This window comes from Echinicola sp. 20G (assembly GCF_015533855.1).
Taxonomy (GTDB): domain Bacteria; phylum Bacteroidota; class Bacteroidia; order Cytophagales; family Cyclobacteriaceae; genus Echinicola.
In genome coordinates this window covers 1,377,300-1,403,770 of the sequence record NZ_AP024154.1, presented here as the reverse complement: position 1 = coordinate 1,403,770, position 26,471 = coordinate 1,377,300, and the positions used below count along the sequence as shown (strand labels likewise).

The 26,471-nt window shown below is 40.1% G+C and carries 25 protein-coding genes; 9 read left to right on the top strand and 16 right to left on the bottom strand.

Annotated elements, in window-relative coordinates:
* Nucleotides 1-20 precede the first annotated feature (20 nt).
* A complete protein-coding gene (locus JL001_RS06205; protein WP_200975271.1) occupies nucleotides 21-395 on the bottom strand; it encodes a DoxX family protein in 375 nt (124 codons plus the stop codon).
* Between the two features lie 16 nt (nucleotides 396-411).
* The gene (locus JL001_RS06200; protein WP_200975270.1) at nucleotides 412-1,044 is read right to left on the bottom strand and encodes an NAD(P)H-dependent oxidoreductase; all 633 of its coding nucleotides are present in this window, start codon (nucleotides 1,042-1,044) and stop codon (nucleotides 412-414) included.
* A gap of 114 nt (nucleotides 1,045-1,158) precedes the next feature.
* On the opposite strand from JL001_RS06200, the gene JL001_RS06195 reads away from it, so the two are divergent.
* On the top strand, nucleotides 1,159-1,521 hold the full coding sequence (locus JL001_RS06195) for a helix-turn-helix domain-containing protein (protein ID WP_200975269.1): 363 nt from the start codon (nucleotides 1,159-1,161) through the stop codon (nucleotides 1,519-1,521).
* Nucleotides 1,522-1,671: 150 nt separating this feature from the next.
* Here the strand turns inward: JL001_RS06195 and JL001_RS06190 are convergent, their stop codons facing one another.
* From JL001_RS06190 to JL001_RS06175, 4 genes are all read right to left on the bottom strand, one after another.
* Nucleotides 1,672-2,283 carry a peroxiredoxin-like family protein gene (locus JL001_RS06190; protein ID WP_200975268.1) on the bottom strand — a complete coding sequence of 204 codons (612 nt, stop codon included), beginning with the start codon at nucleotides 2,281-2,283 and terminating at the stop codon, nucleotides 1,672-1,674.
* 102 nt (nucleotides 2,284-2,385) lie between these two features.
* A complete protein-coding gene (locus JL001_RS06185; RefSeq protein ID WP_200975267.1) occupies nucleotides 2,386-3,213 on the bottom strand; it encodes a glycoside hydrolase family 16 protein in 828 nt (275 codons plus the stop codon).
* 58 nt (nucleotides 3,214-3,271) lie between these two features.
* A complete protein-coding gene (locus tag JL001_RS06180) occupies nucleotides 3,272-5,161 on the bottom strand; it encodes a mechanosensitive ion channel family protein (RefSeq protein WP_236252729.1) in 1,890 nt (629 codons plus the stop codon).
* A gap of 125 nt (nucleotides 5,162-5,286) precedes the next feature.
* On the bottom strand, nucleotides 5,287-6,147 hold the full coding sequence (locus JL001_RS06175) for a ChaN family lipoprotein (protein WP_200975266.1): 861 nt from the start codon (nucleotides 6,145-6,147) through the stop codon (nucleotides 5,287-5,289).
* Between the two features lie 331 nt (nucleotides 6,148-6,478).
* Between JL001_RS06175 and JL001_RS06170 the strand changes: the two genes are divergently transcribed.
* Nucleotides 6,479-8,095, top strand: coding sequence for a hypothetical protein (locus JL001_RS06170; RefSeq protein ID WP_200975265.1), 1,617 nt, complete (start codon nucleotides 6,479-6,481; stop codon nucleotides 8,093-8,095).
* Between the two features lie 38 nt (nucleotides 8,096-8,133).
* Here the strand turns inward: JL001_RS06170 and JL001_RS06165 are convergent, their stop codons facing one another.
* Together JL001_RS06165 and JL001_RS06160 are read right to left on the bottom strand one after the other, a co-directional pair.
* On the bottom strand, nucleotides 8,134-8,805 hold the full coding sequence (locus tag JL001_RS06165) for an ion channel (protein ID WP_200975264.1): 672 nt from the start codon (nucleotides 8,803-8,805) through the stop codon (nucleotides 8,134-8,136).
* Between the two features lie 102 nt (nucleotides 8,806-8,907).
* Complete coding sequence (locus JL001_RS06160) at nucleotides 8,908-9,705, bottom strand: LuxR C-terminal-related transcriptional regulator (protein ID WP_236252728.1); 798 nt, start codon at nucleotides 9,703-9,705, stop codon at nucleotides 8,908-8,910.
* 196 nt (nucleotides 9,706-9,901) lie between these two features.
* On the opposite strand from JL001_RS06160, the gene JL001_RS06155 reads away from it, so the two are divergent.
* Nucleotides 9,902-10,213 carry a hypothetical protein gene (locus tag JL001_RS06155; protein WP_200975263.1) on the top strand — a complete coding sequence of 104 codons (312 nt, stop codon included), beginning with the start codon at nucleotides 9,902-9,904 and terminating at the stop codon, nucleotides 10,211-10,213.
* On the opposite strand, the gene JL001_RS06150 is transcribed toward JL001_RS06155, so the two are convergent.
* From JL001_RS06150 to JL001_RS06125, 6 genes are all read right to left on the bottom strand, one after another.
* Nucleotides 10,181-11,161: a hypothetical protein gene (locus JL001_RS06150; protein WP_200975262.1), complete on the bottom strand. Its 981-nt coding sequence runs from the start codon at nucleotides 11,159-11,161 to the stop codon at nucleotides 10,181-10,183. The two genes, JL001_RS06155 and JL001_RS06150, sit on opposite strands and share 33 nt — an antisense overlap.
* Complete coding sequence (locus JL001_RS06145) at nucleotides 11,133-12,011, bottom strand: hypothetical protein (protein WP_200975261.1); 879 nt, start codon at nucleotides 12,009-12,011, stop codon at nucleotides 11,133-11,135. Before JL001_RS06145 ends, JL001_RS06150 begins: the two co-directional genes overlap by 29 nt.
* A gap of 136 nt (nucleotides 12,012-12,147) precedes the next feature.
* Complete coding sequence (locus JL001_RS06140; RefSeq protein WP_200975260.1) at nucleotides 12,148-13,398, bottom strand: glycosyltransferase; 1,251 nt, start codon at nucleotides 13,396-13,398, stop codon at nucleotides 12,148-12,150.
* A 46-nt stretch (nucleotides 13,399-13,444) separates the two neighbouring features.
* Nucleotides 13,445-14,284, bottom strand: a complete 840-nt coding sequence (locus tag JL001_RS06135) for a metallophosphoesterase (protein ID WP_200975259.1) — start codon at nucleotides 14,282-14,284, stop codon at nucleotides 13,445-13,447.
* Nucleotides 14,285-14,374: 90 nt separating this feature from the next.
* Nucleotides 14,375-15,061 (bottom strand): GPP34 family phosphoprotein, encoded by a 687-nt coding sequence (locus tag JL001_RS06130; protein WP_200975258.1) that lies wholly within the window; start codon nucleotides 15,059-15,061, stop codon nucleotides 14,375-14,377.
* A gap of 39 nt (nucleotides 15,062-15,100) precedes the next feature.
* On the bottom strand, nucleotides 15,101-15,532 hold the full coding sequence (locus JL001_RS06125; RefSeq protein ID WP_200975257.1) for a hypothetical protein: 432 nt from the start codon (nucleotides 15,530-15,532) through the stop codon (nucleotides 15,101-15,103).
* 218 nt (nucleotides 15,533-15,750) lie between these two features.
* On the opposite strand from JL001_RS06125, the gene JL001_RS06120 reads away from it, so the two are divergent.
* From JL001_RS06120 to JL001_RS06110, 3 genes are read left to right on the top strand one after another with little or no spacing between them, the layout of a single operon-like run.
* Nucleotides 15,751-16,368 (top strand): hypothetical protein, encoded by a 618-nt coding sequence (locus JL001_RS06120; protein WP_200975256.1) that lies wholly within the window; start codon nucleotides 15,751-15,753, stop codon nucleotides 16,366-16,368.
* Complete coding sequence (locus JL001_RS06115) at nucleotides 16,368-17,420, top strand: sensor histidine kinase (RefSeq protein WP_200975255.1); 1,053 nt, start codon at nucleotides 16,368-16,370, stop codon at nucleotides 17,418-17,420. Before JL001_RS06120 ends, JL001_RS06115 begins: the two co-directional genes overlap by 1 nt.
* Complete coding sequence (locus JL001_RS06110; protein WP_200975254.1) at nucleotides 17,410-18,099, top strand: LytTR family DNA-binding domain-containing protein; 690 nt, start codon at nucleotides 17,410-17,412, stop codon at nucleotides 18,097-18,099. Before JL001_RS06115 ends, JL001_RS06110 begins: the two co-directional genes overlap by 11 nt.
* A gap of 16 nt (nucleotides 18,100-18,115) precedes the next feature.
* On the opposite strand, the gene JL001_RS06105 is transcribed toward JL001_RS06110, so the two are convergent.
* Nucleotides 18,116-19,789, bottom strand: coding sequence for an amidase (locus JL001_RS06105; RefSeq protein ID WP_200975253.1), 1,674 nt, complete (start codon nucleotides 19,787-19,789; stop codon nucleotides 18,116-18,118).
* A gap of 55 nt (nucleotides 19,790-19,844) precedes the next feature.
* Here JL001_RS06105 and JL001_RS06100 point away from each other — a divergent pair, with 55 nt between their 5' ends.
* A complete protein-coding gene (locus JL001_RS06100) occupies nucleotides 19,845-20,282 on the top strand; it encodes a hypothetical protein (RefSeq protein WP_200975252.1) in 438 nt (145 codons plus the stop codon).
* A gap of 145 nt (nucleotides 20,283-20,427) precedes the next feature.
* Entirely contained in the window at nucleotides 20,428-22,845 is a 2,418-nt protein-coding gene (locus JL001_RS06095; RefSeq protein WP_200975251.1) for a TonB-dependent receptor, read from the top strand.
* 85 nt (nucleotides 22,846-22,930) lie between these two features.
* Here JL001_RS06095 and JL001_RS06090 read toward each other — a convergent pair whose 3' ends face one another.
* The gene (locus JL001_RS06090; protein WP_192009772.1) at nucleotides 22,931-23,248 is read right to left on the bottom strand and encodes a hypothetical protein; all 318 of its coding nucleotides are present in this window, start codon (nucleotides 23,246-23,248) and stop codon (nucleotides 22,931-22,933) included.
* Between the two features lie 332 nt (nucleotides 23,249-23,580).
* On the opposite strand from JL001_RS06090, the gene polA reads away from it, so the two are divergent.
* Nucleotides 23,581-26,403 carry a DNA polymerase I gene (polA, locus tag JL001_RS06085; RefSeq protein ID WP_200975250.1) on the top strand — a complete coding sequence of 941 codons (2,823 nt, stop codon included), beginning with the start codon at nucleotides 23,581-23,583 and terminating at the stop codon, nucleotides 26,401-26,403.
* The last annotated feature ends 68 nt before the right edge of the window (nucleotides 26,404-26,471 follow it).

Genomic DNA, 26,471 nt, shown 5'->3' with positions numbered 1-26,471 from the left:
GTTGTTTGTTTATTTACAGTCTATTCATTGACTGTAGCCAATCGTTTTTGCTGGAATCGGAAAGAAACCAATAAAATAGCCAAAAACACCAATGGCATCACTGCCGCTGAAAAGGCATCTCCCAAAGCCAAATGCGTGATAAATGCCGAAATAAACACGATTACAAAACCCACATAGGCTCCGGTTTTCAACAATTGTGGAATACCCGGAATCAACAGTACCAATGCACCGATGATTTTGGCAGTTCCCAATTCTATGCGGAAGAAATCAGGGAAGCCCATGGCTTCAAAACCCACCTTCATATTAGGGTCAGCAAAGTAATTATAGGCGCTGAAAAGCATCATCAAAGCCACAATTGCTGTCGTCACCCAATAAATAATATTGTCTTTTTTCATTTTTTCTTTCGTTGCGTTAAACAGTTTCTAACAAGAACTCTTCTTTGGCAGTTCTTACTTTTTTCATTTTGACCAACCAGTCTTCAGATGCGTCTCTGTAACCCAAAGGCAAAATCACAGCACTTTTGAGGCCATGCTCTTCAAGGCCCAACAACTTGTCCAATGCGGCATTGTCAAATCCTTCCATAGGCGTGGCATCTACTTTCTGCTCTGCAGCAGCGGCAATAGCCATCCCAAAGGCGATATAGGCCTGCTTGGCTGCATGGTTGGCGTGCCATGCTTCAGGTAGTTGGCTGTACATTCCCCACAACCTTTCCTTATAGGCATCCATGGTGTCCATTGGAAGCCCTCGTTCTTCTAAGGTCTTTTGGAAAACTTCTACGATTTTATCCTCGGTGTATTTGTCCCAAGAAGCAAACACCAAAATATGCGAAGCATCTGTAATTTGGCTTTGATCCCAAGCAATAGGTTTGATCTTTTCCTTGATTTCCGGATCAGTGATGACCAAAACCCGATAAGGCTGAAGTCCTGAAGATGAAGGGGCCAATCGGGCTGCTTCAAGGATATAATCTACTTTTTCTTGAGGAACGACATTGCCGTTCATTTTCTTAGTGGCATATCTCCACTCTAGGTTCTCTATTAAGCTCATAATCTTTAAGTTTCATTTTTTGATATCCCAAAATTAGCTATATTTGCTATACAAAAGTAACTACTATACTTTTGTATACCGGTATACAAAAGTATAGTAACAACTAACTGGGCTATGGAAACAATTGTAGAAAATCAAAAAGTTCAATTATGTTCTGGTGAATTCGTTATCGCTGTCCGTGAGGCCATGAATGCCATCAGCGGCAAATGGAAATTGCCCATTATTGGCTCCCTATGCTATGGCACCAAGCGCTTCAAAGAACTCGAAAGGGAAATTCCAAAGATTACACCAAGGATGCTTTCCAAGGAACTCAAAGAACTGGAGCTGAACAGCATTGTCAAAAGGACCGTCCATGACACCACTCCGGTGACCGTGGAATACCAACTGACTCCATCAGGAAAAAAAATAAAAAATGTCCTCGATGCAATGGTAAAATGGGGACTGGAGCATCGAGAGGCAGTGATGGTAGAGGAATAGATAAAACATTAATGCTAAAAAGCCCAGTAAGAAACACTTTCTGGGCTTTTTAGCATTAAATAAAAATGAGAAGTTATTAAGGAAGCATATACTATCAACTTACTCAAATCCCACATTCCCACTGATCCGCTTATTTTTATTTTAAGGATGTTACAATGCTCCCAACGCAGCCTTTAACAGATCTCCACTAATTCGGGTATTGTAATTTGGATTAATATATTCAAACAGTATCGTACCTTCCTGGTCCAAGGCAAAGACGGCCGGAACAGGGATAATGCCCGGATTCAATTGATCGGAAGCTTTGAAGAGCATATCCTTATATCGGTCAGGAGCTTGAAAAGCCAAACCAAAAGCTTTCGTTACTTTTAGATCATTATCTGAGTATAGACTGTAGGTGAGGTCGTTTTTATCCAAAGTGGTTTTCAGTTGCTCAGGCGCATCTGGACTGATCGCTATTATTTGATAGCCCATGTCCAAAATATCCTGCTCAATAGTTTGTAATTCGGCCAAGTGCTTATTGCAGTAAGGGCACCAACCTCCACGATAAAAGATCAATAAGGTAGGCTGCTTGCTAACTATCTCTTGCAAAGCAACTTTATTGCCTTCAGGATCTTTCAGTTGGCTGTTTGGGATTTTCTCCCCAATCAGCAAAGGGGAAATGGCTGTAGGATCGGCTGGAACTTCAAGACTTTGTTGGGCGAAACTTAATTGTAAGCCTGAGAAAAGCATCATTGCTGCCAATACAAAACGTTTAAGCATCATTTTTTTGATATTTATGGTGATTTGTTTTACTTATCCACATTGCAAATTCACAATAGGGCACTGATACCTTAGTACGGGAATTTCAATATTGTGGTTAGCTTTTTATTGATAAACCCGCACCCAATCCACTATCATTTGTACAGGCAAATCTTCCGGATCTGCTTCTCCTACCCACGAACCTTCTAATTGCATATCTATTAAAAGGTAAAAAGGTTGATCGTAGGGCCACTGGGACTTATCCACATTCTCTATTCTCGGATAGACAAATGTTTCCTTACCATTAAGGGTAAATACCAACTTATCCGGAGACCATTCCAAACCAAAGGTGTTGAACGCTTCTTTATCAAAATTGGCGGTTCCGCCATGGGGAGGGTTTTGGGTTTGTTTGAGATCTAAGGTATAGTAGGAGTGGGTCGTCTGATAGACTTTATCCTCAAAATTGATATGCTCCATGATATCGATCTCTCCGTTTTTGGGATAGTTACCATATTTCTTATGCTCGGAAAGCATCCACATGGCTGGCCAAGCACCTTGTGCAGACTCCAGCTTGGCATGGATTTCTATCTTTCCGTATTGAAAGGCAAACTTTCCTTTGGTGTAAATACCACCAGTCAGGAAAGGTCTCTCATCACTTTTTAAATCATTATTCTGGATACCTTTCAAATAGATTTTCCCATCTTCGATGGCATAACACCGATCATCTATAGTCATGTAATTTCCCCAATCTGCTTGGTTGGGGGGAATTTTTGTCCATTTGCTGGTATCCAGTTCGTTACTTTCAAATTCATCCTGCCAGATCAGCTTCCAACCTTTATGCTGCCTATTGGCGCTTTGGACGTAGGAGTAATCTCCCACTTTTTGATAAGGCTTACTGACACAGGCAGCTATTAAAAAAAGTAACAATAAAAGTGATGGTGTGGCTTTGGTCATAATGGGAAATAGGATTGGCAAGTATGGCTTTCTAATCTTAATCTGCAGGTTTATAAACTTATTCTTTATTTTTTTTGTCTTTATCCACTTTATCCATTTTCACATTAAAAGATGGAGCCTGATAATCCTCCGGTAAGTAATCAGCAGGAATAGTAGTCGTATTTCCATCTCTGGCAGCGCGGTAGTGCGGGGAAAGGATTTCAATCCCATTTTCGTTACAAACATCTTGGATGTTTTGGTGAAGGTTACTATAGATTAGTGCTTGCCTACTGGCTTCTTGGGTGTGCGCATTGATTTGGTAGGCCACATAGAAATCATCCAAACTGGTCTGTAAAACAAAAGGCTTGGGCTCTTTCATAATCATATCTGTCCTTAGTGCCGCCTCAATCAAAGTATCATACATCTTTTGCCAAGGTACATCATAACCGATGGTAACCGTAGTGTGGATAATCAAACCTTCATTTTTGGAATAAGAGCTATAATTAATGGTATTTCCAGTGAGAATGGCTGAATTGGGAATGGTGATTTCTTCATTTTTGATGGTTCTAAGCCGGGTGACCAACAGGGTTTTTTCAACTACATCACCACTTGTTTCTCCAAGTCGGATACGATCTCCAATTTTAAAAGGCCGCATATAGGTAATGACCAAGCCTGCAATCATATTGGAAATGGCTGATGAAGAACCCAACGAAAAAAGAATCCCAATAAAAACGGATACCCCTTTAAAGGCATCAGAGTCCGAGCCTGGCAAATGTGGAAAAATGATCACCAACATAAATGCATAGAGCAGAAACTTGACAATGTTATAAGTTGGCTTGGCCCAATCTGCATGAAAACCAGTGATGACCAACTTCTCATGTTGGATCTCTTCAAATATATATTTGACAAACCTGATCACATAGCGCATGACCAAATAGATGGCTAAAATGCTAAAGAGATCCGGTAAAAACTCATAAACAGATATAAAAATAGACTTGAAAGGAGACCAGATTAAATCAAAAAGTTGAACCGACCAACCTCTGGTAAAAGGAAAAATACTGAATACCAAAGGCATAGCGATGTACAAAACAAGTACATAAATGATCCACTTGATCAGTCTACTTGCAAAAATGATAATTTTCAATTCCTGATAAGCTGACAGAAAAGTATAGTCTTTATAAGAAAGATCTTTCAGCCATTTATCTTTTCGATTAGCAATAAACTTCAATGCCGTCCTATGTCCTTTTCCGATAGCCCATAGCAAAAACCAAGTGCCACCAATGGCCAAAGCCACCAAGGCAATTCTGATAAGTATAGAGATAAAACTATTGTCTTTCTTGGCCTGAACAATGGATTCCTTGATAATCGTGGCATAATTTTCTGCCAATCCATGAATGGTAGTATCGTTCCAAAGTCCATCCATTTCAGAAACACTCATTAGAATGGTTTCCTCGTAAACAATATCCGCCAGATTATCCACCGCCACCACCTTGATGTTATCGAGCTCCAAGTAATCATCATCATATAAGTTCTGAATCTTCTCAGTAATTTTCGCTGCACGTTCCTTAGGTCTGGATGCTCCAATCTTAGTGTAAATAAAAAAAAGTGTATCACGATTTACGCCAAACACAGGATAACCTTCGGTGTTTTTACGCAAAGAATCTATTTGTTCTCTTTTCTGTGCCAATCTGGCTGATTCCCGGCTGCTTATTTCGTTAAGCTGGGCCTGCAGCTCCTCTTTTTTGAGATTATCTGTCGTTTTGAGGGAATTCAATTGAGCTTCAAGTTCAGCTCTGCGGATGGAGTCAGACTTTCGCTGCAGCTCAATAGCAGCAATCTTAGACTCATAGGATTCCAAAGTCAAAGCATTGATAGAATCCCTTGACCGGCTTAAACTATCAGTCTGTCCATAAGACAAACCGAATGTCATCCCTATTAAAACCAAAATACTCCCTAAAAACTTCCTCATCTGTCAATGATTAACATTTCTGCAAAACATTAGCTTGTTTGCTTAAAATAAGCACAATACCTAAAATAAAAATACAGTTAATATTTGAAATCCCATTCATCATAGGTTAAAATCCAAAGAACCCATCAATAGGTCTTGGTCATGTCTTCATCTACACAAATGATGAAATCAGCCAAACGTTCGTACTCATCCTCCAACTCAAAAATGTCTTTTTGCGTAACTGTTGAAATGGTTTTATACACCCTCGATGCATCATCTTTTTTCAAGTACCAGAGAATTCCTTCGTAATTATTGGAGTGATAAGCTCCATTGTAATGTATAAACAGTTTACCTCGCTGATAGTTTTTAGAAATAAAGTAGGCCATGGTGGCATCTTTGATCGCCTGTGCCTTGACCATATCCACACTGCCATGATCCCCCATCATCGTCAGCATATTTTGGTACCCTGGCAATTCTGCATCAAATGCAATAGGAAGAGGAGCTACCCAGTCCTTTTCCTCATGGGATAATTTTTCCAAGGCTTCAAAACCGCCCTCCTTGTAAACTTTACTGGCAAACCTTCTGGGGACATTAGTCGCAATAAAAGGGATATTGCTTTCTTTGGCTAAATTCACCAAAGGGGCATAGTCTGTCTTATAGTTATTCCAAAGTCTCGCCAAGGTATCCAAGCCTTTTTGGTCTATTTGATCGGACAAATAATCATCCAATGGCTTTTGGTTATCCGCCTCAAACATCTCCGCTCCCAAAATCAACTCTCTGGACTGCCCCAAATCCTTACTGACTTCATACTGGAGCCAATGGGCAATAGCCGAATTATGTTCTTCACCAAAGAGTATGATGTCAGCCTTTTCCAACTCCTTCAACATCTTTTTATAACTGACTTTCTTGCCTTTGCCATTATAAATAACATAAGGAGATTTCTCTTGGGCATATAGCATGTTGGCTATCAATAGCAAACCAAGCAACAGTGCACAAAATTTATTCATTGTATAGGGGAGTTTATTTTTTAAATACATCCTACAATAATACATAAATCTTAGGTCTTAAATAGATGGGCAAACATTCTTGCCTAGACATTGAGTTTAATAGTAAATAATCTTCGATGCAAGTTTCAAAGAATTAGACCTGAAGAGATCAAAGCATAAAACACCTTTGAGTGATAAGTTCATAAATATCACTAATTTGATGTTTGATTTACTATATAGCGCATTTCAAATCAAAATACACTTTTTGGAGTATTGGAAGTAGTGCTGTTAGAAACTAACTTTAGCCGTCTTACACAGCACATTTTTTTATTATAAAACCTACTCTATCAAAATGAAAAATTTCTACATTAAATTATTTCCAATAATTCTGCTATTATTCGTGTTTTCCTGTGGGGGAGAAGAGGATCAATCACCCTCGTCCACTAGCAACAAAATCAAGCTAAATGCTTCTGAAGTTTATCCCCTTCAAATGATTACCATAACCACAGAAACTCCGATTTCAGCTTCTTCCATTGCAGGCACTTTAGGAGGTATCCCCATTAACCTCCAAAGAACTGGTAGCAATGAATTGATATTTATGGTTCCCGTGGATGTAAATTTTGGTAATCAGGATATTTCTTTTACCACAGAGGGAATAGCTTTTTCATCCAAAATTAATATCATCGGTGCTGCATCCATTGACAATCCAGAAAGTTATGTCGAAAACTACTTATCAGATTATTTGGGGGAAAATGCCTACTATAATGACTTGGACAAAAGTGGTTTAGAAAAAGCCAAAGCTGATTTTGATCAACTAACCACAGAAGAAAAACAACAAGCCGCAGCTTTCATCCAAGCAAACTCCGCACAACTTACGCATCTAAAAACAGAGTTGGAAATCTATGATGACCTGACTGGAAATAGCAATCCCAATAATAGATTCATGGGTGACTGCAATGCAGCATGTCGGTTCACACAAATGAAAAAAGTAACCATATATACGATAGGGGCCTTGGCTGTAGTACAAAGCTCAGCAGGTGCAGCAGTGGGAATTGGAGTAGTTGGGGCTTTAGATATTGGCCTTAGCCTTATCACAGGTGAAAAGTCCTTTCTAATGAACAAAGTAAAAACCGCTGTTTCAGATTTGCTAAATATGGCGTATTTTGCTCAAAACGATTTAGCGGAAAGTACCTTCAATTATACAGATGGAGCCATTTCAAATTTCAGGCTAAATACAGATCCCCTCAATTTTAATAATAATGAAAAAGTGGCTTTTGCCATAAAAATAAATTTTCGAACATTAAGCGAGGGAGACACCAACCTTAGCATTCCTGTTATTGGTGAATTTATAAATCTCTATAAACAGTTAATCACAAAGTTTCCTAGCTTAGGTCTTCCAGATTTTAATACTAAAACTGAAAGTAGGTTTGTAGATGACCTAGAAAGTCTCTCCATTTCCATTTCCGAGAATAATAAAGTCAAGGTAAGTGATCTAACAGGAAATCCCGAAAAGTTTTTTGTAACCTTCAGCACAACTGAAGTAGAAGACCAATCATTTCAGTTTTCCTTAGTATATGAGGATGGGTTTGGAAATCAGGTATCAAGTCAATTCAGTGGATCGATTAACTATCTTGAACCAAATGATATATTAATAAAAAATGGTCCTTGGGAATTGGATTGGATGGCAGAACCAGGATCTGGGGACACTTATTATGAAAGTTTTACTTTTAAATCTGATTCCACCGCTATTAAATACACCAATAAAAATAATCATCCAAATTCCTTTAATTATGATTACTGGGGAGTGACGAACCAATGGGAAAACTCCTCCACTCCCGAAGGTAGGTACTATCTAATCATGAGCCAAAATAGTGATTTTTATATCTATGGGACTATCACCTCATTAAGCAAATCGAAAATGATCATTACAAAAGAAGGGAAGGAATATGTTTATTTGGGTAAACAGTAACTTCCATGACTTGCTTCATTCTAGAATGAAGCAAGTCATTAATTTTTCCTGTAGGTCGAATATTTACTGATCAGGATACCCACCAACACCACATTGTAAAACTGACTGATTACACCTAAAAATGAAGTGGTCAACTTAGTGACATGAATGGATGGCGTAATGTCACCAAACCCAATAGTAGTTTGAATAATGGAAGCCAAATAAACCAAATCAAGATACGTATCTGCCAATGTTGAAGTATTTAAGTTAGCTATTGATCCAGTATTCTTGTAAAACTCAAATTGCAGGACAAATACACTGATCTCAATCAACATAAAATACCCACAAGCAGCCGCAAAAATGATGTCTGCATTGACATAACTTGGTTTGATTAGAAACTTAATGACCTCCCAAAAAATCAATGCAAAAAATGCCATGTAAGTTAGGGACAGCAACTCAATAAAAAATTGTGAATCCCTAAACAGAGAATGACATACGGGCAATAAAATTACAATGATTAGTAAGATGTTCCTGATGATGATCTTCCACTTCCCCTTTTCAATAAATACCCCAACACTGGCCAGGCCTAAAAGCATGGTATTAATCGGCCAAATATACTGCATATAGAAAACCAGGTCTTTAAAAAAAATTGCAGTATACAAATGTTGGACAAGCGCTAAAAGTAAAATCTCATACTTTTTCCTTTTGAGGAAGCTCATGATTTTCTCCATGATAATGAGGTGTTTGGGTCAAAAAATAATGATACAAATAAATTCTTGTTTTATCACCCCATCAAGTACCTCAACTGATCATTTAGAACAAATCTTTGCTAATTAGATCAAGCCCTCCATCACACAATGCGAGACCAGCTCAGGTATGTTGGAAAATTCCGTTTTCTTCAGCATATTTTTCCGGTGGGTTCTAACTGTGTATTCAGAAATATTCAGCTCGACCGCCATTTTACTGACATTTAATCCCTTGGAAGAAAGTTGAATCACCTCCAGCTCCCTTTTGGTAAGTAACTCGCTAATACAGCGGCCACTTTCCTCGTCATTTTCTTGTCGAAATGGATCAGTCTTCGGGTCGATGTTATAGTAAGACTTCCCTTCATTCAAGCTGATAAAAGAAACCTTGTCTGTCTTGCTTACCCCCATATAGGAAATATCCGTATGCACACTGAGAATGTGTTCCACTTTTCCATTTTCAGACACAGAAAGTACATTTACCTGTAAAAGCATGGTACGGAATTTACCATTCCGATCCCTCATTCGGTACATGTACATCATTTTATAAAAAGGCAGTTGCTTGGGGTCGACAATATTGTCCATAAATTCCCTCAGCAGCAATTCCTTTTCCTGAACAGATGCCATATCATCAGGAACAACCGTCGTCAGAAGCTCTTCGATTTTGGTGTCTCCAGGGTTTACATCAATAAACTTACTAACTCCAGGGTGAACATATTCCAATTCCAAATTGTACATGTTCAAAATAAAATAATAAAATTCACCAGGGCTGAACAATGCCGCCACATGCTTTAGTTGCTCTATTGCTTGGTAGGGTTGGTACTTTTCAATGTGGTTGGAATACCCTTCTTTCCATAAATCAACCAGATGCGTAATGCCACTTTTCATAAACACTAAGTCAGGAGGGATTAACTATCCTGCAAATATACGGTTTTTATGAAAATAAGGATTTGAAAGGAAAACACTCCGATATTTGGTCAAATATTTTTAAACCCCCACAAATTTTAGTGTCTGAGCCTTTTGGGATACATCAAAATACCTTTCTTCCCTATTCAGACTTGATCGCTCAAAAAACAGATTGTCAATGGGGACTACTTATACCAAGGCTGCACCTTTCAGCCAACTGATTTTTTCTCCAACAGCAAGGAAGTATACCATAGCTAATATTGGTAAAGCAAAGTATAAAGCAGAAGCCCATTTTAAAGGGTTAGATTGGAAATGTTTGGACTTGTCCAAAAAGGTAAAAAAGGCACAAAACATCAAAGTGGTTAGCAGCATGTTTGCATTATCCCTAACCATAAAAAATACAATAATAACAGCTATCCCTGAGCCCTTCCTCAAAATCCCAATTGGTGACTTGAAATCAATTTTGTTCATCCTCTTGATCAAGATATGAAATTACTCTTTCCTCCACTCTAATAGTGCCTTCCACACTACTCACTTCTTTCAGCTGTTCACTGTAAATTGGCCAGCCAGAGCTGCCATGAATGACAGCATAAATCCAAGTATCACTGGTCAAGCCAGGAAAGGCTTCTCGACGCGGTAAATTAGCTCCTAAGGTTCCGCTTTGCTTAAGAAATTCATATGTGGCATCGGTCAACTTCTCTGGGTCTATAGACTGCTGCACACTAAAGACGGCATAATCATCCTCTACATTAATTTCATCCAGGGAAACCCAAATATTAGTATCAATAGGGTCCCCACCTGCATTGTTTCTCACTTGTATCACTCCCGAAAGCTGCTCACCAAGAGGGTACTTTGCCCCATGTAAGGTATAGAACTGCAAAATGTCATGGATGGTATTGGCCCTGATGGCTTCTTCACTGTTATAGGTCTTCATAGATCGATCAATGAACTTATTTAGAGTTGGATCAGCACCTAATTCTCCCTTTATCATATCACCTGCATTCCACATAAATTCCCTGATCTCCTTCCAATTAATGACTTCCTGTAAAACTCCCAACTCATTGGTTCTAACTTTTACAACTAGGTTTTCTCCCATCTTAACCATCTTGTCTAAAAACGGATTTTGGGTATTGACTTCATAATCTTTATATACCCATTGGATGGTATAATCGCTGCTAGTGGAATCCAAGACGCTGATATCCACTTTGTATTTAATCGTCTGGATCGAGGATGTATCCTCTTTATTAACAGTATAAGTCTCCAAGCTTATTTCATAGGACTGAACCTCCTGATTCATCCAATAACCGATTACTTGCGCACTTGAATCAGCAAGGTCTATTTGTGCTTGGGCATAGGGAGATAGTAAAACCAACCCTGCCCATAAAAACAAATGAAGTCCAAGTCTTTGGTTAATCTTCATGCTGTCCAACTTTTTCATTCCAAACTTCCCTAAGTTTTGCATAGTATTTTATATCCCCATCATTTTCACTGGATACCGGAAAATAGACTGAAGATTCATCATCCAAATACAACGTAATCATACTATCTTCAAAAAAAGATGAATCTCGCTCAAAGCTAATGTCCAAAATTTGCTCATAAGGAATGATTATCGCAGGTTCGAACCATGACTCATTGTAAACAACTACCTTTTGGTCGCTAAAAAAGTAAAAGCCTTCTTTAAAGTCAGTAAAACCATCCGAGTACCAATAATGCATCTCCTCCAGACCTTCCAACAAACCTTCCGTTCTCAAAAAATTCACATATTCCTTATCCACCTGTCTTCCTGGAATTACCTCTATCTCTGGAGACATAAGCCCAAGAACCATTAAAATAACCAAACACAAGCCCAAGAAACCTGCTATTGACATTCCTACATAAAATGCGGCTCCTCTCTTTGTTGATGTAGGTTCCATTTCTCCTTGCTCAACAGCATCCTTGTGCAACCTAAAACAGGAAACAGTTGCCCGGTAATAGACGACTCCAAAACCTACTGCTAACAGCAACCCAGAAGTATTTCCAGAATCCACTATGTTCAGCAATTTGGAGCCCACAAAGTAAATCAACATACATAATGCGGAATACCTGTTTTTCTTAAAAATCCCATAGGTCAGCCCTCCAATCAATAATACATCCAATATCGACCATAGATCATAATCATAATGGTAGCGAAAATCGTCAATATAGTGCCCTAAGATTCCAACAATTAGCGTTACAACAGCTGAAATTATTCCACAAATCCAAGCCCATCTGATATTCTTTTCAGCGGCCTGCTTTTCTTCATTTGTCATTTTTAGTCGGTGGAGTTAATAGATAAAACAAATTGACTACAGGATAAAAAGTATCCGTTGATACACGTTTTTGTTCTCAATAATACCTTATTTCAATTATTTATCACCAAAAAAATTGCTTTTTGTTTGCCAGTATTTAATCACTTAAAATAAAACGACATATTTCTTCCCCGAAGTTTTCCTGCTCCATTTTAATGGCAATTTCCTTTGCTTTGGCTTTATAGGCTTCATTTTCCCACAAGTCCTTCAGTTTGGGCAACAAATACTTGGTCTTAAACTTACCTATCTCCATCCCTTTTGGACCAACTCCCACATTATTCAAAACCTCATTCCACATGTATTGGTCGATAATATGTGGAACGATCATGGAGGCACACCCATGCTTCAAGGACAAGTGGGTCGTCCCGGAACCACCGTGATGGACCATGGCGTACATTTTTGGAAGGATATAATCATAAGGCACTTGCGTGATAAAGCAAACCAAATTCGGATCATATTGCTCAGGCTTTAGTAATCCTCCAGCAGCTGTGTTGATAACTGTTGGGATTTTCAAATGGTGGATAACTTCCAACAGCACCTTGGTTTTCCCCTCAGAATCTGGGTTGGTCATGCTACCAAAAGTTACAAAAAGTAACTTTTCATGTTTTGCTATAAAAGCTTCCAAGCCCTTATCTATATTCCCATTGACATTGCCCTTTCGCTCTTGGTACCCCAGTACTTTCACATAAGCTGACCAATAATCAGGTCTGGAGAAAAGTTGTGGCGAAATGGTGTAAACGGTTTTGGTAGATAGGACAGCTGATCTTACTGCTTGGGTACTGTATCGCTTATGGATCCACTTAGCGCTCTTCTTGATCGTTTGAATCAAACCGGCCAATGCAATCCAATACGTTAGTTTGTTGATAACTTTCCCGTAGCTTCCCGAAAATGCGATATGCGCCCGATCTTTTACGGTGTGCACAATATAGGGCACTGGACTTATCAACACCGTTTTCTCTGGATTTTCCAATTCCCAAAGTACAGGATATACCGCCTTTGCATGCCTAAGAATCCTGTCAGGTCCTTCGGCCTTAACCGTTTCATATTGCCGCATGATCAATTGCTTGTTGATGCGGGTGTACTTCAAGGTCAAACGGAAAAAGGCAGGGATTTTTTTCCATAATGACCCTCCACCACCTAAAGCCAACTTCCCCTCTTTGCTTTCCAGCAAATCCAAAAATTCATTTCCCAAGGATCGGAATTCCAAACCAGCGTCCAAAGCAAGGCCTTCAAATTGACCGGGAAAAACAGCCACCACTTCATGCCCCTTTTGCTTAAGCATCTGCCCAATAGCTAAAAACGGCTCCATATCACCTCGGGTACCAATGGATACTAATAGGATTTTCATAAAATTGAAATTGAACAGTTAATATACCTATTCAACATAAAATTGTTTAGCTCACGGCTTCCAACTGAAACAAAGTAATTTCAGGTCTTACATTGAACCTGACTTGAAAGTAATGGCCTAAAGCCCGATTGATATACAGCTTCCTTCCGTCCTCCAAATCTATTTCCCCAGCATTATAGCGCTTGTTTTTGACAGGTAAAATAGGAGGGGGCAAAAAAGGAGGCTTGCACTGACCTCCATGGGTATGGCCAGAGAGAATCCAACCTTGATAGCCATTCCATACATCCAAATCACATACATCAGGATTATGACAAAGCACAATGCTAGCGTCTTCTTTGGCAAATTCTGAATGGAGTTCTTCTGGCTTGAAATTGATCGCCCAGTAATCGTCAATACCTATTATATTCAAGCCTGCCAGTTTCTTTGCCTCATTTCTAAGAATCGGAATATCATGTTCTTTCAGAATACCAATGATTTGCTGAGCAACTTCCTCTTGGGCCCATTTATGCCCATAATCATGATTGCCAAGTATGCCAATAGTTCCTAGTTTACCTTTGACCGCATATTGGAAAACTTCTTTCATCTGGGAAAGCTGTTCCTCATTTTCATAGCTGACATAATCACCGGTGTAAACCACAATATCAGGCTGATAGGTTTTGGCCTCTTTAAAGGCTTCAATAATGTACTGATAATCAAAATTGTTACCCACATGCACATCACTAATCTGCATCAAAGTCTTTCCCTCCAATCCAGAGGGAAGATGCTTAATAGGCATTTTTCTCTGGACAAATTCCAACCAAAAAGGCTCTACTTGCCAAGCATAAACACCCGAAGCTAGTCCACCTGCCAATAGGCCACTGCTGATCAAAAAACTTCTTCTATTCATTTATTTAGGAAGATTCTTTCAGTTAAATAAGTGAAGGGCATCTCAAATGAGAAGCCCTTTATCTTGTTACTTGATTGGTCCAATACTTCACTAACCAGATGATGTGGCCACATTCGTTGCAACGGTGGTGGCCACAATGGTGCTGATGATAGCAGCCTGAACCTGCCTGATCGTTTGATCGACAGTAGCGGAGATCGGGCTCTCCTTCACCAATTGCTTAAGATCCTTTTTGATGCTTTTCAGTTGGCTCTTTTCCTTGCTCAGTACATTGTGCATCTTGCAAGCTTCAATCAGACCAAGGACAGCCATATTTTCAGGAATGATATCCTTTTTCCTAAAAACATCGCTTTTAAGTTCTTGGATCATTTTATTCCTGATTTGGCTGTTTACCAAATAAGTAAGGGTATAGGGAATCAAGCCCAAAAACTTTTTCTTTTCCACTCTGATAAGCCTTTCTTGGGCCATTTGGTCATAGAATTGATGCCTCCACTTTAATGCCTTTGGGCCCACCTTTTGGATCCAATACCTCATTTTTCTTGGCTTTTTACTTTTTTGGATCATTTGGGCTACCTCCTCCAACAATGGATCATTAAAACTTGCTCCCCTTTTCACCGTCAAAATATCCTCACCGGAAACCTCTATTTTATCTTCCAATGACATTTGAAGCAGTAAGGCTCCAGCCAGACCATATTGAATGTGTACACCCGAAATCAGCATCCTGGCTTTTTCAGGGTGCTGAGCTAACAATAAAAACTTCTTTGCGATGCTTAATTCCATAGTTTTTTATAACGTTGAAAATAGAATTCGGTTGGTGGATCAAGTAAGCCAGTGTTTCTTGATGCTGTAGTTGGCCAGCCAAACCAAGAAGATGGCTATGACAATGACCATGATCGGCATCACTACTGCACCAGGACCATACACATCAGTAGCTTTGGCAATGACCAAGCTATGGAACATTTGAATGATGACACCTATCAGCGAAATAATCAGTACCATCTTGGCCCACTTCTTTCTAAGCAACAATCCAATACAACCCAATGCCCCACCAAACACTGCGGCGGCAAAAGCAACAGTAGTCCACATCGGATAGGAAGCGTAAAGTTCCTGCTCCGCTTCTGACAATGCAGCCAAAGCCTCTTCAGACATGCCCACATGCATAAAAAATGATCCTACTCCCATCAAGTTCCAAAGCAACATCACTGTGGAGACGATCCAGAACCAAAGTGGGATTTTAACTGAGTTTTCCATGATTATTTTTGATTTAAGGTTATTGAAGTAGTGGATTAATTTACTAAAATTTAAGTAAGCAACACCATTCATTAAGGGCTTCAAGCGTAAATAATTCCTTGTGGTCTTGCAGGTTTAATCTTGTTTGACGGCTATGCGACCCTGTTCATCGAAATAATTTTCTGGATTTTTTCCTTCCACTTACCTTCAAAACATTATTCATCTTAACTTCAATGATCATGAAAACGCTAAAAAGAATTTCTCTGCTCTCCTTGATTATATTGGCTTTGGTCAGTAGTTGTGTTGTTCCTAGCCTCCATCCTTTATACACAAAAAATGAATTAATAGTAGATAAGAGATTAGAAGGAGTTTGGGAGGGGATTAAAGAAAGCGATAATAACGCTAGTTTAAAAATAAGCAAATTTGACCCTAATCAATCCAAAGGCTCTTTACCCGATAATGCAGATAAATTATACCGCCTAGAACATACCGAAGATGGGGAAACTGTAATTTTTAACCTGTTCTTGGTAAAGGTTGGTAATTCGACCTATTTAGATTTCCATCCGCATGAATACGCAGACTTGGAATTTAAAAATTTCTTTGGACTAATGCATTTATACCCAGTTCATACCTTTGCTAAAGTAAGTTTCGAAGAAAATCAACTTATCATTCAACTTTTTGATGGAGACTTTATTAAAAAAATGATCAAACAAAACCGAGTGAAAATCTCCAACGAGAACGTATCAGGAGAAATAATACTGACCGCCTCTCCAAAGGAATTACAAAAATTTGTACTGAAATATGGGAACGAAAGTGAATTATATGAAGACAAATCCATTCTTAAACGTAAAGGATAGTGAATCAATCAGTTATTAAGAAATTAACTCTAGCATCTCAAAATAGCTTGATTAACCACCTGCTCTTTTGGGTGCTAACTTATTTTGTTCTGGTCAATATCTTTGCGAATAACAGCCAGATATTTCCTGTTGATAGGATCTACACATTCATCTTTATGGTGACCTTAGCTATTCCTGTCTACATAAATCTCAGCGGTTGGATTCCCCGACTATTACGTCCTAAAAAGTATTTCTACTATTTAATCGCTTTGCTTGTCACCTTAGCCATTGGAGTAGCCTTCAATTCAATTCTTTTCAGCTATTTGATTGACTACTTGCTGCCTGGCTACTATTTCATATCCTATTATACCTTATGGGATCTGACCAAGTTTTTTGCTGCTTTTTTGGTAGCATCATCATTGTTAAAACTGTCCAAGGAGTGGTTTCAGTTGGTAGAATCCAAGCAAAAACTAGCAGAAATTGAGAAAGAAAAAGTGGACATAGAACTTAAAGCCTTGAGGGCACAGGTAAACCCTCATTTCCTTTTCAATACGCTCAATGTGCTTTATACTTTGGCTTTAAAAAAGTCGGATGAAACCCCTGAGGTAATCATCAAACTATCTGACCTGCTCCGCTATGTAATCTATAATTCTAACAAGGAGAAAGTGCTTTTATCCACAGAATTGGAGCAAATCAAAAACTATATCAGCCTCCAAAGCCATCGTATGGAAGAAAGCGCCAAGGTTACTTTTAAAAGCCAAATCGAAAAAGATATCCACATTCCCCCCATGTTACTGATGCCACTGGTCGAAAACAGCTTTAAACATGGCATAAAGGGTGACCTTGCACATACATTTATCCATATCGAAGTCCAGGTTGACAATAATGATTTGAGCTTTGAAATTGAAAATAACCTGGCTGAGGAAAGTGAAAAACAGGAGGGAGAGCATGGAGTTGGCTTGGTCAATATCCGCAACCGGCTGGCCTTGCTCTATCCAGAACAGCATCTTTTCGAAATCTCCCAAAATGAGTCTATCTTTAAAGTAAGCCTTAAGATCAAACATGAAAATTAACTGCATCATCGTTGAAGACGAACCAGCCAGTCGGGACCTGCTGGAAAAGTACATTGCAGACTGTCCTTCTTTAAACCTAGTGGCTACTTGCAAGCATGCCTTGGAAGCCATGGAGGTCATTCATGAGCAAAGTATCCACTTGATCTTTTTGGATATCAACATGCCCAAGCTGTCGGGACTCTCTTTTTATAAATCGCTTTCCAACCCGCCCTATGTGATCTTCACAACGGCTTATCCACAATACGCCATTGAGGGTTTTGAGTTGGATGCCGTGGATTATCTCTTGAAACCCTTTCCATTTGAGCGCTTTCTCAAAGCTGTCCAAAAGGCCATCCATAAATTCAATGCTGAAAAGCCGCTCAGCCAAGAAAGTGCTTACATTATCTTAAAATCCGATAAAAAACTTTTCAGAGTGGGAATGGATGAGATCTATTATTTGGAAGCTTTGGGAGATTATGTAAAGGTCTTCACTGTGGATAAGTCCATCATTGTACATGATACTTTTCACGGTATTTTGCAGCAACTTCCCCCCAGTGAGTTCATTAGAGTACATAAATCATTTGCCGTGGCACTCCATAAATTGGACCATATCGAAGGGAACATGATCCATATCAAAGAAAATACTGTTCCAATCGGTCAAACCTACAAAGCGGAATTCCTCAACTTAATCAAACCCTGAGCTTCCTTATCCAGCCTTATTTATCAAATAACGGAGGCCTCTTTTCATCCCAAGAAGTCCCTTCCTGATACAATCTCCCCAACATGATCAGTTTTTCTTCTTCGTACAGATTGGCCAAGAAAGTAATGGAAGTAGGACTTCCCTGATCATTGAAGCCATTGGGCATGCAAAGCGCTGGATGCCCTGTCAGGTTGGTGATGAGCAGCTGATTTCCACCAAAGGACGGGGTGATGATCACATCATAGTCCTTAAATAAAGCATGCATTTCCTCAATCAGCTGTGCCCTGAACCTACTTGCTTGAATGTATTCTACCGCCGGAATAAACCTGGCTGCTCTAAAAAGGTTTGGCCAAGCATTTTTATGTTGGGACACCAGCAAGTCATCATCGCCCGATCGTGTCAAAGAATCAAAAGCAGCAGCACCTTCAGCCATCAGCATCAGAATCATACTGTTCACGTCTAGCTGTGTCTCCAATGCAATGGACTTCAACTGAAATCCTTGGGCACGAAGTACATCCAATACTTCATTTTCATTGTCGCGATTGGGCTTCTTGGTTTTAAAAAACTCACCAAAATAACCGATTTTAAGATCTTTTGCTGACTTATCCACATTATAATTAAAAGCTGCCGGGATGGTACTTTTGTCTTTCTCATCCACACCATGGATGACAGAAAGCACAATACCGTTGTCCAAGGCGGAACGGGAAATGGGACCTATCTTGTCCATTGACCAACTCAAAGCCATCGCTCCGTACCTGCTCACCCTCCCGAAGGTGGGACGCAGCCCTGTCACTCCATTTCTGGTAGATGGAGAAACGATGCTACCATAAGTCTCTGTTCCTAAAGCAAAGGGAACCAAACCTGCACTGACAGCAGCAGCGGATCCCGCCGAGGAACCTGATGAACCTTGCTCCAAATTCCATGGATTTCTCGTTTTTCCTCCATACCAAACATCTCCCATGGCCAATGCGCCCAAGGTAAACTTCGCCACCAAAACAGCCCCAGCCTCATCCAATTTATTCACCACAGTAGCAGTCTCATCAATTTCCTGGTCCTTATAAGGCATGGCACCCCAAGTTGTCTTGGTTGACTTCACTGCAAACAAATCCTTTATGCCATATGGAATGCCATGTAAAGGGCCCCGATATTTTCCCTGCTTGATTTCTTCATCCATCTGTCTGGCTTTGCTTAAAGCCGCTTCCTCTAAAAGACTAATCAGACATTCCAAAGTATCAGTATGTGCCTTTATTCGTTCCAAATAGATTTTGGTGAGTTTCTCAGAGCTGATTTTTTGGTTCCGGATCAATGTGGATAACTCGGCCACCGCCATAAAGGCAATGTCCTTGTCTTCCTCTGGTAAATCAATTATTCCCGGTAAACCCCAATTGATGGGTTCTTGGTTTTGATTGGGATAGAAACCATGCGGAAGCGGATTGAAATATAGGGAAGGGCCAGTGGCATTAACCAAGGGCTGCTTTCTCATAGAAGCATAATTCACTTTTTGATCCTGAAGGAGTGATTTCATGCTATCACGTTCCGCAGGAGAAAAGCTCAAACCGATGATCTGCTCCGCCCAAGCAATGGTTTCGGCGCTAATCTCTTTGGTATGCCTTCCTAAAACAAAACCAGAAGTGATCAATGCAAAGCCAAGGAGTATTAATGCCCAAAATGGCGTATTTTTATTTTTCATGGATTAGTTTTGTAGGGTAAAGGGGCAATCCCTTTGGAAGTTAGAAAAAATAATCATGGAAAAAAATCAAGAATTTCCCCGCTTTTCGATGCCCATGAGGGGCTTACTTTTGTTGGCAGGTATGATCACCGTTGCTTGGGGAGCATTTTTTAAGTGGATGGGTGAGCCCCTGCTGCTTTGGCTGTCCATGCAGCCAGAAGTTCCGGCGTCTGTAAGTTCCACCGTTTATGGTAGCTTTGGTTTGATCATGGGCTTTTTGATCTTTCTCAGTGCTTTTTATCCCATCAGTTGGCTCTACCTGATCATGATAGGAGTGGGCGGAAAATTGGTTTCTGCCATTTGGTTTGCCATATATTATGCCGATATCTTGGGATGGAATAAGCGGACCATCTTCCATTTAGGTTTTAATGAAGTGCTTTGGCTGATTCTACTAATTGTAATACTATGGAAAGCCATGCAGGTAAAGGCTTATTTAAAAACATTGGAAGATTAAAGCATTTAAAGATACTATATCAATAATTAAAGTAGTTATTTTTCCGATTTCAATTCAATAAATTATTAAATCCTTTGCAAAGGGCATTACAAACTGTAAATTTGCCTTAATTTATATTAAATCTAATTAAGGAATCACCCTTCCAATGAAAAGAACACTACTTGCCCTATGGCTGATTACAGCTGTAGTAAACATTACCTTTGCACAAAATGGCAGCATCAAGGGAACTGTCAAAACTTCTGATGGTTATCCTGCCGAATTTGTAAACATCCTATTAAAAGGTACTTCATCCGGTACTGTCACCAACAAAGCAGGTGAGTATACTTTCGGTGGAGTCAAACCAGGAAGCTACACGCTTTTGGTTTCTTTTATTGGCATGAATAGCCAAAGTACCCAAATTATGGTAAAATCGGGAGAAATCACCACCGTACCCACCATCACTCTGGAAGAAAATGCCAATCAATTAAATGAAATTGTCATCAGTGAAAGACGGGACATCAATGCCGGTACAAGTGATTATGTTTCTAAGATGCCACTGCGCAACTTGGAAAACCCTCAGGTTTATAATACCGTCTCTGCTGAATTGCTGAAACAACAGGCCATCACGGGTTTTGATGATGCCCTTAAAAATGTCCCTGGAGTCTATAAACTTTGGGAGTCTACCGGTAGAGGTTCTGGCGATGGTTCCTCCTATTACTCTTTAAGAGGATTTGAAGCGCAAGCTACCATGGTGAATGGTCTGCCAGGGCTGACCAATGGCAGCTTGGACCCTGCCAATATTGAGCGAATAGAAGTAATCAAAGGCCCATCCGGTACTTTGTTTGGTAGTAGCCTGATTTCCTACGGTGGATTGATCAACACCATCACAAAGAAACCATATGAGGGATTTGGTGGAGAAATCAATTATTTGGCAGGAAGTTTTGGATTGAACCGTGTCACTGCTGACATCAATGCCTCAATCAGCGAAGGTATGAACATGCGGATCAACACAGCCTACCACACTGAAAACAGCTTTCAAGATGCTGGGTTTAAGAAATCTATCTTTGTGGCGCCATCTTTTTCTTACCAAGCCAATGACCGACTTTCCTTCCTAGTCAATACAGAGTTCTTGCAAGAGGAAAAAACCAACCAAACCATGTTGTTTTTGGGAAGAAATGCACCCTTGCAATTCAGCAACTTAGAAGAGCTTAACTATAATAACAAGCTTTCCTTGACCAGCAATGACCTGAGCATGAAAAACCCAAGGTTTATCCTTCAGGGTCAAATGAATTATAAGCTCTCCAACGAATGGACATCACAAACCGTCCTTTCTAGAGGAATTTCCAAGTCTGACGGTTATTACAGTTATCTGTATGACAACCAAAACGGCAATGGAGACTTCAGCTTGTACACCAGTAAGCAACTGGCCCAAACCAATACCTCTGACATCCAACAAAACTTTATTGGGGACTTCAAACTAGGAAATTACCGAAATCGTTTGGTCCTTGGACTGGATTACTACACCCGAAACCTGATCGATAACAGCACCGGGTACGCTTGGATTCACAACGTAACTCCACAAGGTGAAGTCAACTATGTTAACTACGCTGGAGAAACTGTTGCGCCAAGATACCTCACAAGACCTTCTGTGGACAATGTATTGGCTTCTTCCAGAAGAAACAACACCAATACCAAAAATGAGCAATTCAGTGTATATGCCTCAGACGTAATCAACCTGACCCCACAATTGATTGCCATGGCCAGCTTGAGATTTGATTACTTTAATAGTAAAGGTGACATCACTACAGATGAAGATGACTTCGACCAGACTGCCTTTTCTCCTAAGTTTGGTTTGATCTACCAGCCGATCAAGGACAAAATTTCCGTCTTTGCCAATTATATGAATGGCTTTCAAAATGTAGCCCCTAGGCAAGTGGCAGATGCGGATGGAAACAACCCATCAGTAAAAGCATTTGAACCAGAGCACGCCAATCAATTTGAAGCGGGATTAAAAACCAATTTATTCACTGAAAAACTCAATGCCACCATCAGCTATTATGACATCGTTGTGGATAACTTGGTTACTGCTGATCCAAACAACATCAATAACAGCTTACAAGGTGGAAAAATGCAAAGCAGGGGTATTGAATTTGATATTCAGGCTAAACCGGTAAAAGGCTTAAGCCTAATCGCAGGCTATAGTTATAATGACAGTGAAGTATTGGAAGGAGACGAAAGTAACCTTTGGCTGCAGGAAGGAAGGAGACCAACCCAAGCTGGCCCCAAAAACTTGTTCAATGCTTGGGCCACATACACCCTCACCCAAGGAGTTGCCAAAGGTTTGGGCTTTAGCTTTGGCGGAAACTATAATAGTGAGTTGGCCATTATGGACAATCCAGTTACTGGCGAATTCATGCTTCCATCTTACACCATTTTGAATGCGGCGGTGAATTATGGTACACCTAAATTCAGAATTGCCATCAATGTCAATAATGTAACAGACAAAGAATATTACAGTGGGTACTCTACTATCAATCCACAAAAGCCAAGAAATATAGTGGCCAGCTTTGCGTATACTTTTTAAGTCTTAAGGTATTAAAAAGTTCAGGGCATAAAAAAGGGGATCCAATCGGTATTGGATCCCCTTTTTCTATTTTATGATTACCTGATCAGGTTACCAAGATCAAAATCAATAGTATAATAATAATCGCCCCTACAGACAAATAAATGCCTTGCCCCATAGCTTTAGCTTCTTTTTTCATTCCTCTGAGCTCATCCCGCACTTCCTTTCTCTCATCCTTGCTCATTTCCGAAAAATCCATGGATTTGATTTCTTCTACCCTGGACTTCATTTCTTCCAACCTTGCCTCATCCTCAGCGCTCAATTCGGTTTTTTCCTTGTCCTTCTTTACCGGCTCAGCCATGGCTCCCGGTGCAAAAGCAGTGAAACAAAACATCACTGCTAAAAAGTACGCGACTCTTTTCATACTAATTATTGGTTTAATGATAAACAAATTGTTACAATTCCTTTGATAAGTTACGAAAATTGGAAGTATTGCAAAATTACTCCCTTCGCATTTGAAACATTTTAATCAAATATTAATCCAAAGTCTTCCTGACTGGTGATTTTTTTATAGAAAACCGTACTTTTTATCCTTAATGAATGACTTAAGTGCTCCCCAAACCAACGATTTTATCAATCGTACTTAGATCAAAAATCCTGACCTTCCTTTCCATTATAATTTGTAATTTAGCCCTTCTCCCAAAAAGGGAATTTTACCTTTATGGCTAACACAAACATTTAAAGCATATTAAACCCATGTCCAGTTCAGACAAGAAAAAACTGTTTCTTTTAGATGCCATGGCCTTGATCTATCGGGCCCACTTTGCATTTAGCAAAAATCCCCGAATCAACTCAAAAGGCCTCAACACTGGCATCATGTTGGGCTTTACCAATACCTTGCTGGAAGTAATCGAAAAACAACAGCCGAGTCACCTAGCCGTTGCCTTTGATACAGCAGCACCTACTTTTCGTCATGAACAGTTTGAAGCCTATAAAGCCAACAGGCAGGAACAGCCGGAAGACATTACCATTGGCATTCCTTGGGTAAAGCAAATTGTAAATGGTTTTAATATTCCTATCCTAGAGCTGGATGGATACGAAGCCGATGACATCATTGGTACCATTGCCAAAAAAGCGGAATACAAGGACTTCGAGGTCTTTATGATGACCCCGGACAAGGATTATGGTCAATTGGTGGAAGAGCACATTTTCCTTTATAAACCTGCCTTTATGGGCAATGCGGTAGATATCATGGGGCCTAAGGAGGTTTGTGAAAAATGGGAAATCGAAGACCCTGATCAAGTACGTGACATCCTTGGACTGATGGGAGACGCAGTGGATAACATCCCTGGAATTCCTGGCATTGGAGAAAAAACCGCTAAAAAGCTCCTAAAAGCCTATGGCACGATAGAAGGACTTTTAGAACATACCGATGAACTCAAAGGCAAGCAAAAAGAAAATGTGGTCAACTTCGGGCAGCAAGGCCTGCTCTCCAAAGACTTGGCCACCATCAAACAGGATGTACCTATCGAGTTTAATCCAAAAGACCTTAGCTATGATGGTCCGGATGAAGAAAAACTCAAAGCGCTCTTTGCTGAGTTGGAATTCAGGACTTTGACCAAAAGGGTCTTCGGTGAAAATATCAAAAAGCCTACCGTTAAAGTCAATGAGCAACTGGGGCTGTTTACTGGCCCACAGGATGCAGCGGTAGAAGAAGAGGAGGAAGATATTGAAGAAGTCAATCCAATTCCAGCACCAAGCCAATTGGACTCTGTCTTTTCCCTAGCGCATGATTACCATAAAGTGGCCAGCCTGGAAGATATCCAAGAGTTGGTTGAATATTTGGAAATCCAAGATGAACTGTCTTTCGATACTGAAACCACAGATTTGGATCCCAATAGGGCCGAATTGGTTGGAATTAGCTTTGCCTATTTGAGTGGAGAAGCTTTCTACATTCCCATTCCTGAAGATCAAGAAGAAGCCAAAAAGCTTCTGGCACCTTTAAAGCCAGTTTTTGAGAATGAAAAAATCACCAAAATCGGTCAAAATATTAAATACGATGTCTTAGTACTTAAAAACTACGGCATCGAGGTGAAAGGTACTTTTTATGACACCATGTTGGCCCATTACCTGATTGAACCTGAAGGGAAGCATGGCATGGACTGGCTAGCTGAGCATTACCTCAATTATAAGCCTGTTTCCATTGAAAGCCTGATCGGTAAAAAAGGAAAAAACCAAGGCAATATGCGTGATGTAGATGTGGATAAAGTAGTAGAATATGCTTCCGAAGACGCTGACATCACTTTACAGCTCGCGCAAAAATTAAATCCTGACCTTCAAGACCGAGGATTAGAAAAGCTCTTTTATGAGGTAGAAACCCCATTGATCCCTGTTTTGGCAGCTATGGAATTTGAAGGCGTACGGTTGGACAAGGAAAGTTTGGCAGACTTATCCACATCCTTGGAGAAGGAAATCGTTGAAATAGAAAAAAAGGTTTATGAGCTTGCCGGAGTAAAATTCAACTTGGCTTCTCCCAAGCAACTTGGCGAAGTATTATTTGTAAAAATGGAGCTGGATCCCAAAGCCAAAAAAACCAAAACAGGACAGTATGCCACAGGTGAGGAAGTCCTTTCCAAATTGGCTCCCAAGCATGAAATTGCCCAGGCTATTTTGGATTATCGGGAATTGGTCAAATTGAAAAACACCTATGTAGATACCTTGCCTACTCTGATCAATCCAAAGACTGGCCGTATCCACACTACCTATAATCAAGTTGTAGCTGCGACAGGAAGGCTTTCTTCTGTCAATCCCAACTTGCAAAATATTCCGATCCGGACGGAGCGAGGCCGTGAAATCAGAAAGGCATTTGTGCCGAGAGATGAGGATCATGTGATCCTTGCCGCTGATTACAGTCAGATTGAGTTGCGGATCATGGCGGCCTTTTCAAAGGATGAATCCATGATCGAAGCTTTTAAAAATGGTAGGGATATCCACAGCACCACCGCAGCCAAAATCTTCCAAGTGCCTTTGGATGAAGTGACTTCCGACATGCGTCGAAAAGCCAAAACAGCCAACTTTGGGATCATCTACGGTATTTCGGCATTTGGTCTTTCCCAAAGACTGAACATTTCGCGAACCGAAGCCAAGGAAATTATCGATGCCTATTTTAAGGAATTCCCGGCCGTCAGCGAATATATGAATGACTGCATCGAAAAGGCCCGTAAAAATGAATACGTGGAGACCCTTTTAGGCAGAAGGAGGTACCTTAGAGATATCAACAGTCGAAATGCTACGATGAGAGGTTATTCTGAGCGTAATGCCATCAATGCCCCCATCCAAGGAAGTGCTGCGGACATGATCAAAGTGGCCATGATCCAAGTACACCGATGGATGCAGGAAAAGCAGTTGAAATCCAAGATGATCCTACAGGTACACGATGAATTGGTTTTTGATGCCCATAAGGATGAGGTAGCACTACTGAAAAAAGAAATTCCCAAGCTGATGACCGAGGCACTGACCATAGATGTGCCCATGCAAGTGGAAGTGGGAACTGGCAGCGATTGGCTGGAAGCTCACTAAATTTTATGGAAAACTTTATTTGCAATTGGACTGCCTCAAGGAATGCTAGAATTTAAAAATATTTTCCC

Coding starts and splice junctions, on each gene's coding strand:
- JL001_RS06135 (WP_200975259.1), bottom strand. CDS start 14,284: ATGAATAGAAGAAGTTTTTTGATCAGCAGTGGCCTATTGGCAGGTGGA.
- JL001_RS06165 (WP_200975264.1), bottom strand. CDS start 8,805: ATGGAGAAAATCATGAGCTTCCTCAAAAGGAAAAAGTATGAGATTTTA.
- JL001_RS06090 (WP_192009772.1), bottom strand. CDS start 23,248: ATGAAAAGAGTCGCGTACTTTTTAGCAGTGATGTTTTGTTTCACTGCT.
- JL001_RS06180 (WP_236252729.1), bottom strand. CDS start 5,161: ATGAGGAAGTTTTTAGGGAGTATTTTGGTTTTAATAGGGATGACATTC.
- JL001_RS06155 (WP_200975263.1), top strand. CDS start 9,902: ATGGGGACTACTTATACCAAGGCTGCACCTTTCAGCCAACTGATTTTT.
- JL001_RS06200 (WP_200975270.1), bottom strand. CDS start 1,044: ATGAGCTTAATAGAGAACCTAGAGTGGAGATATGCCACTAAGAAAATG.
- JL001_RS06095 (WP_200975251.1), top strand. CDS start 20,428: ATGAAAAGAACACTACTTGCCCTATGGCTGATTACAGCTGTAGTAAAC.
- polA (WP_200975250.1), top strand. CDS start 23,581: ATGTCCAGTTCAGACAAGAAAAAACTGTTTCTTTTAGATGCCATGGCC.
- JL001_RS06205 (WP_200975271.1), bottom strand. CDS start 395: ATGAAAAAAGACAATATTATTTATTGGGTGACGACAGCAATTGTGGCT.
- JL001_RS06130 (WP_200975258.1), bottom strand. CDS start 15,061: ATGGAATTAAGCATCGCAAAGAAGTTTTTATTGTTAGCTCAGCACCCT.
- JL001_RS06140 (WP_200975260.1), bottom strand. CDS start 13,398: ATGAAAATCCTATTAGTATCCATTGGTACCCGAGGTGATATGGAGCCG.
- JL001_RS06150 (WP_200975262.1), bottom strand. CDS start 11,161: ATGAAAAAGTTGGACAGCATGAAGATTAACCAAAGACTTGGACTTCAT.
- JL001_RS06120 (WP_200975256.1), top strand. CDS start 15,751: ATGAAAACGCTAAAAAGAATTTCTCTGCTCTCCTTGATTATATTGGCT.
- JL001_RS06110 (WP_200975254.1), top strand. CDS start 17,410: ATGAAAATTAACTGCATCATCGTTGAAGACGAACCAGCCAGTCGGGAC.
- JL001_RS06175 (WP_200975266.1), bottom strand. CDS start 6,147: ATGAATAAATTTTGTGCACTGTTGCTTGGTTTGCTATTGATAGCCAAC.
- JL001_RS06190 (WP_200975268.1), bottom strand. CDS start 2,283: ATGATGCTTAAACGTTTTGTATTGGCAGCAATGATGCTTTTCTCAGGC.
- JL001_RS06100 (WP_200975252.1), top strand. CDS start 19,845: ATGGAAAAAAATCAAGAATTTCCCCGCTTTTCGATGCCCATGAGGGGC.
- JL001_RS06170 (WP_200975265.1), top strand. CDS start 6,479: ATGAAAAATTTCTACATTAAATTATTTCCAATAATTCTGCTATTATTC.
- JL001_RS06105 (WP_200975253.1), bottom strand. CDS start 19,789: ATGAAAAATAAAAATACGCCATTTTGGGCATTAATACTCCTTGGCTTT.
- JL001_RS06195 (WP_200975269.1), top strand. CDS start 1,159: ATGGAAACAATTGTAGAAAATCAAAAAGTTCAATTATGTTCTGGTGAA.
- JL001_RS06185 (WP_200975267.1), bottom strand. CDS start 3,213: ATGACCAAAGCCACACCATCACTTTTATTGTTACTTTTTTTAATAGCT.
- JL001_RS06125 (WP_200975257.1), bottom strand. CDS start 15,532: ATGGAAAACTCAGTTAAAATCCCACTTTGGTTCTGGATCGTCTCCACA.
- JL001_RS06160 (WP_236252728.1), bottom strand. CDS start 9,705: ATGAAAAGTGGCATTACGCATCTGGTTGATTTATGGAAAGAAGGGTAT.
- JL001_RS06145 (WP_200975261.1), bottom strand. CDS start 12,011: ATGACAAATGAAGAAAAGCAGGCCGCTGAAAAGAATATCAGATGGGCT.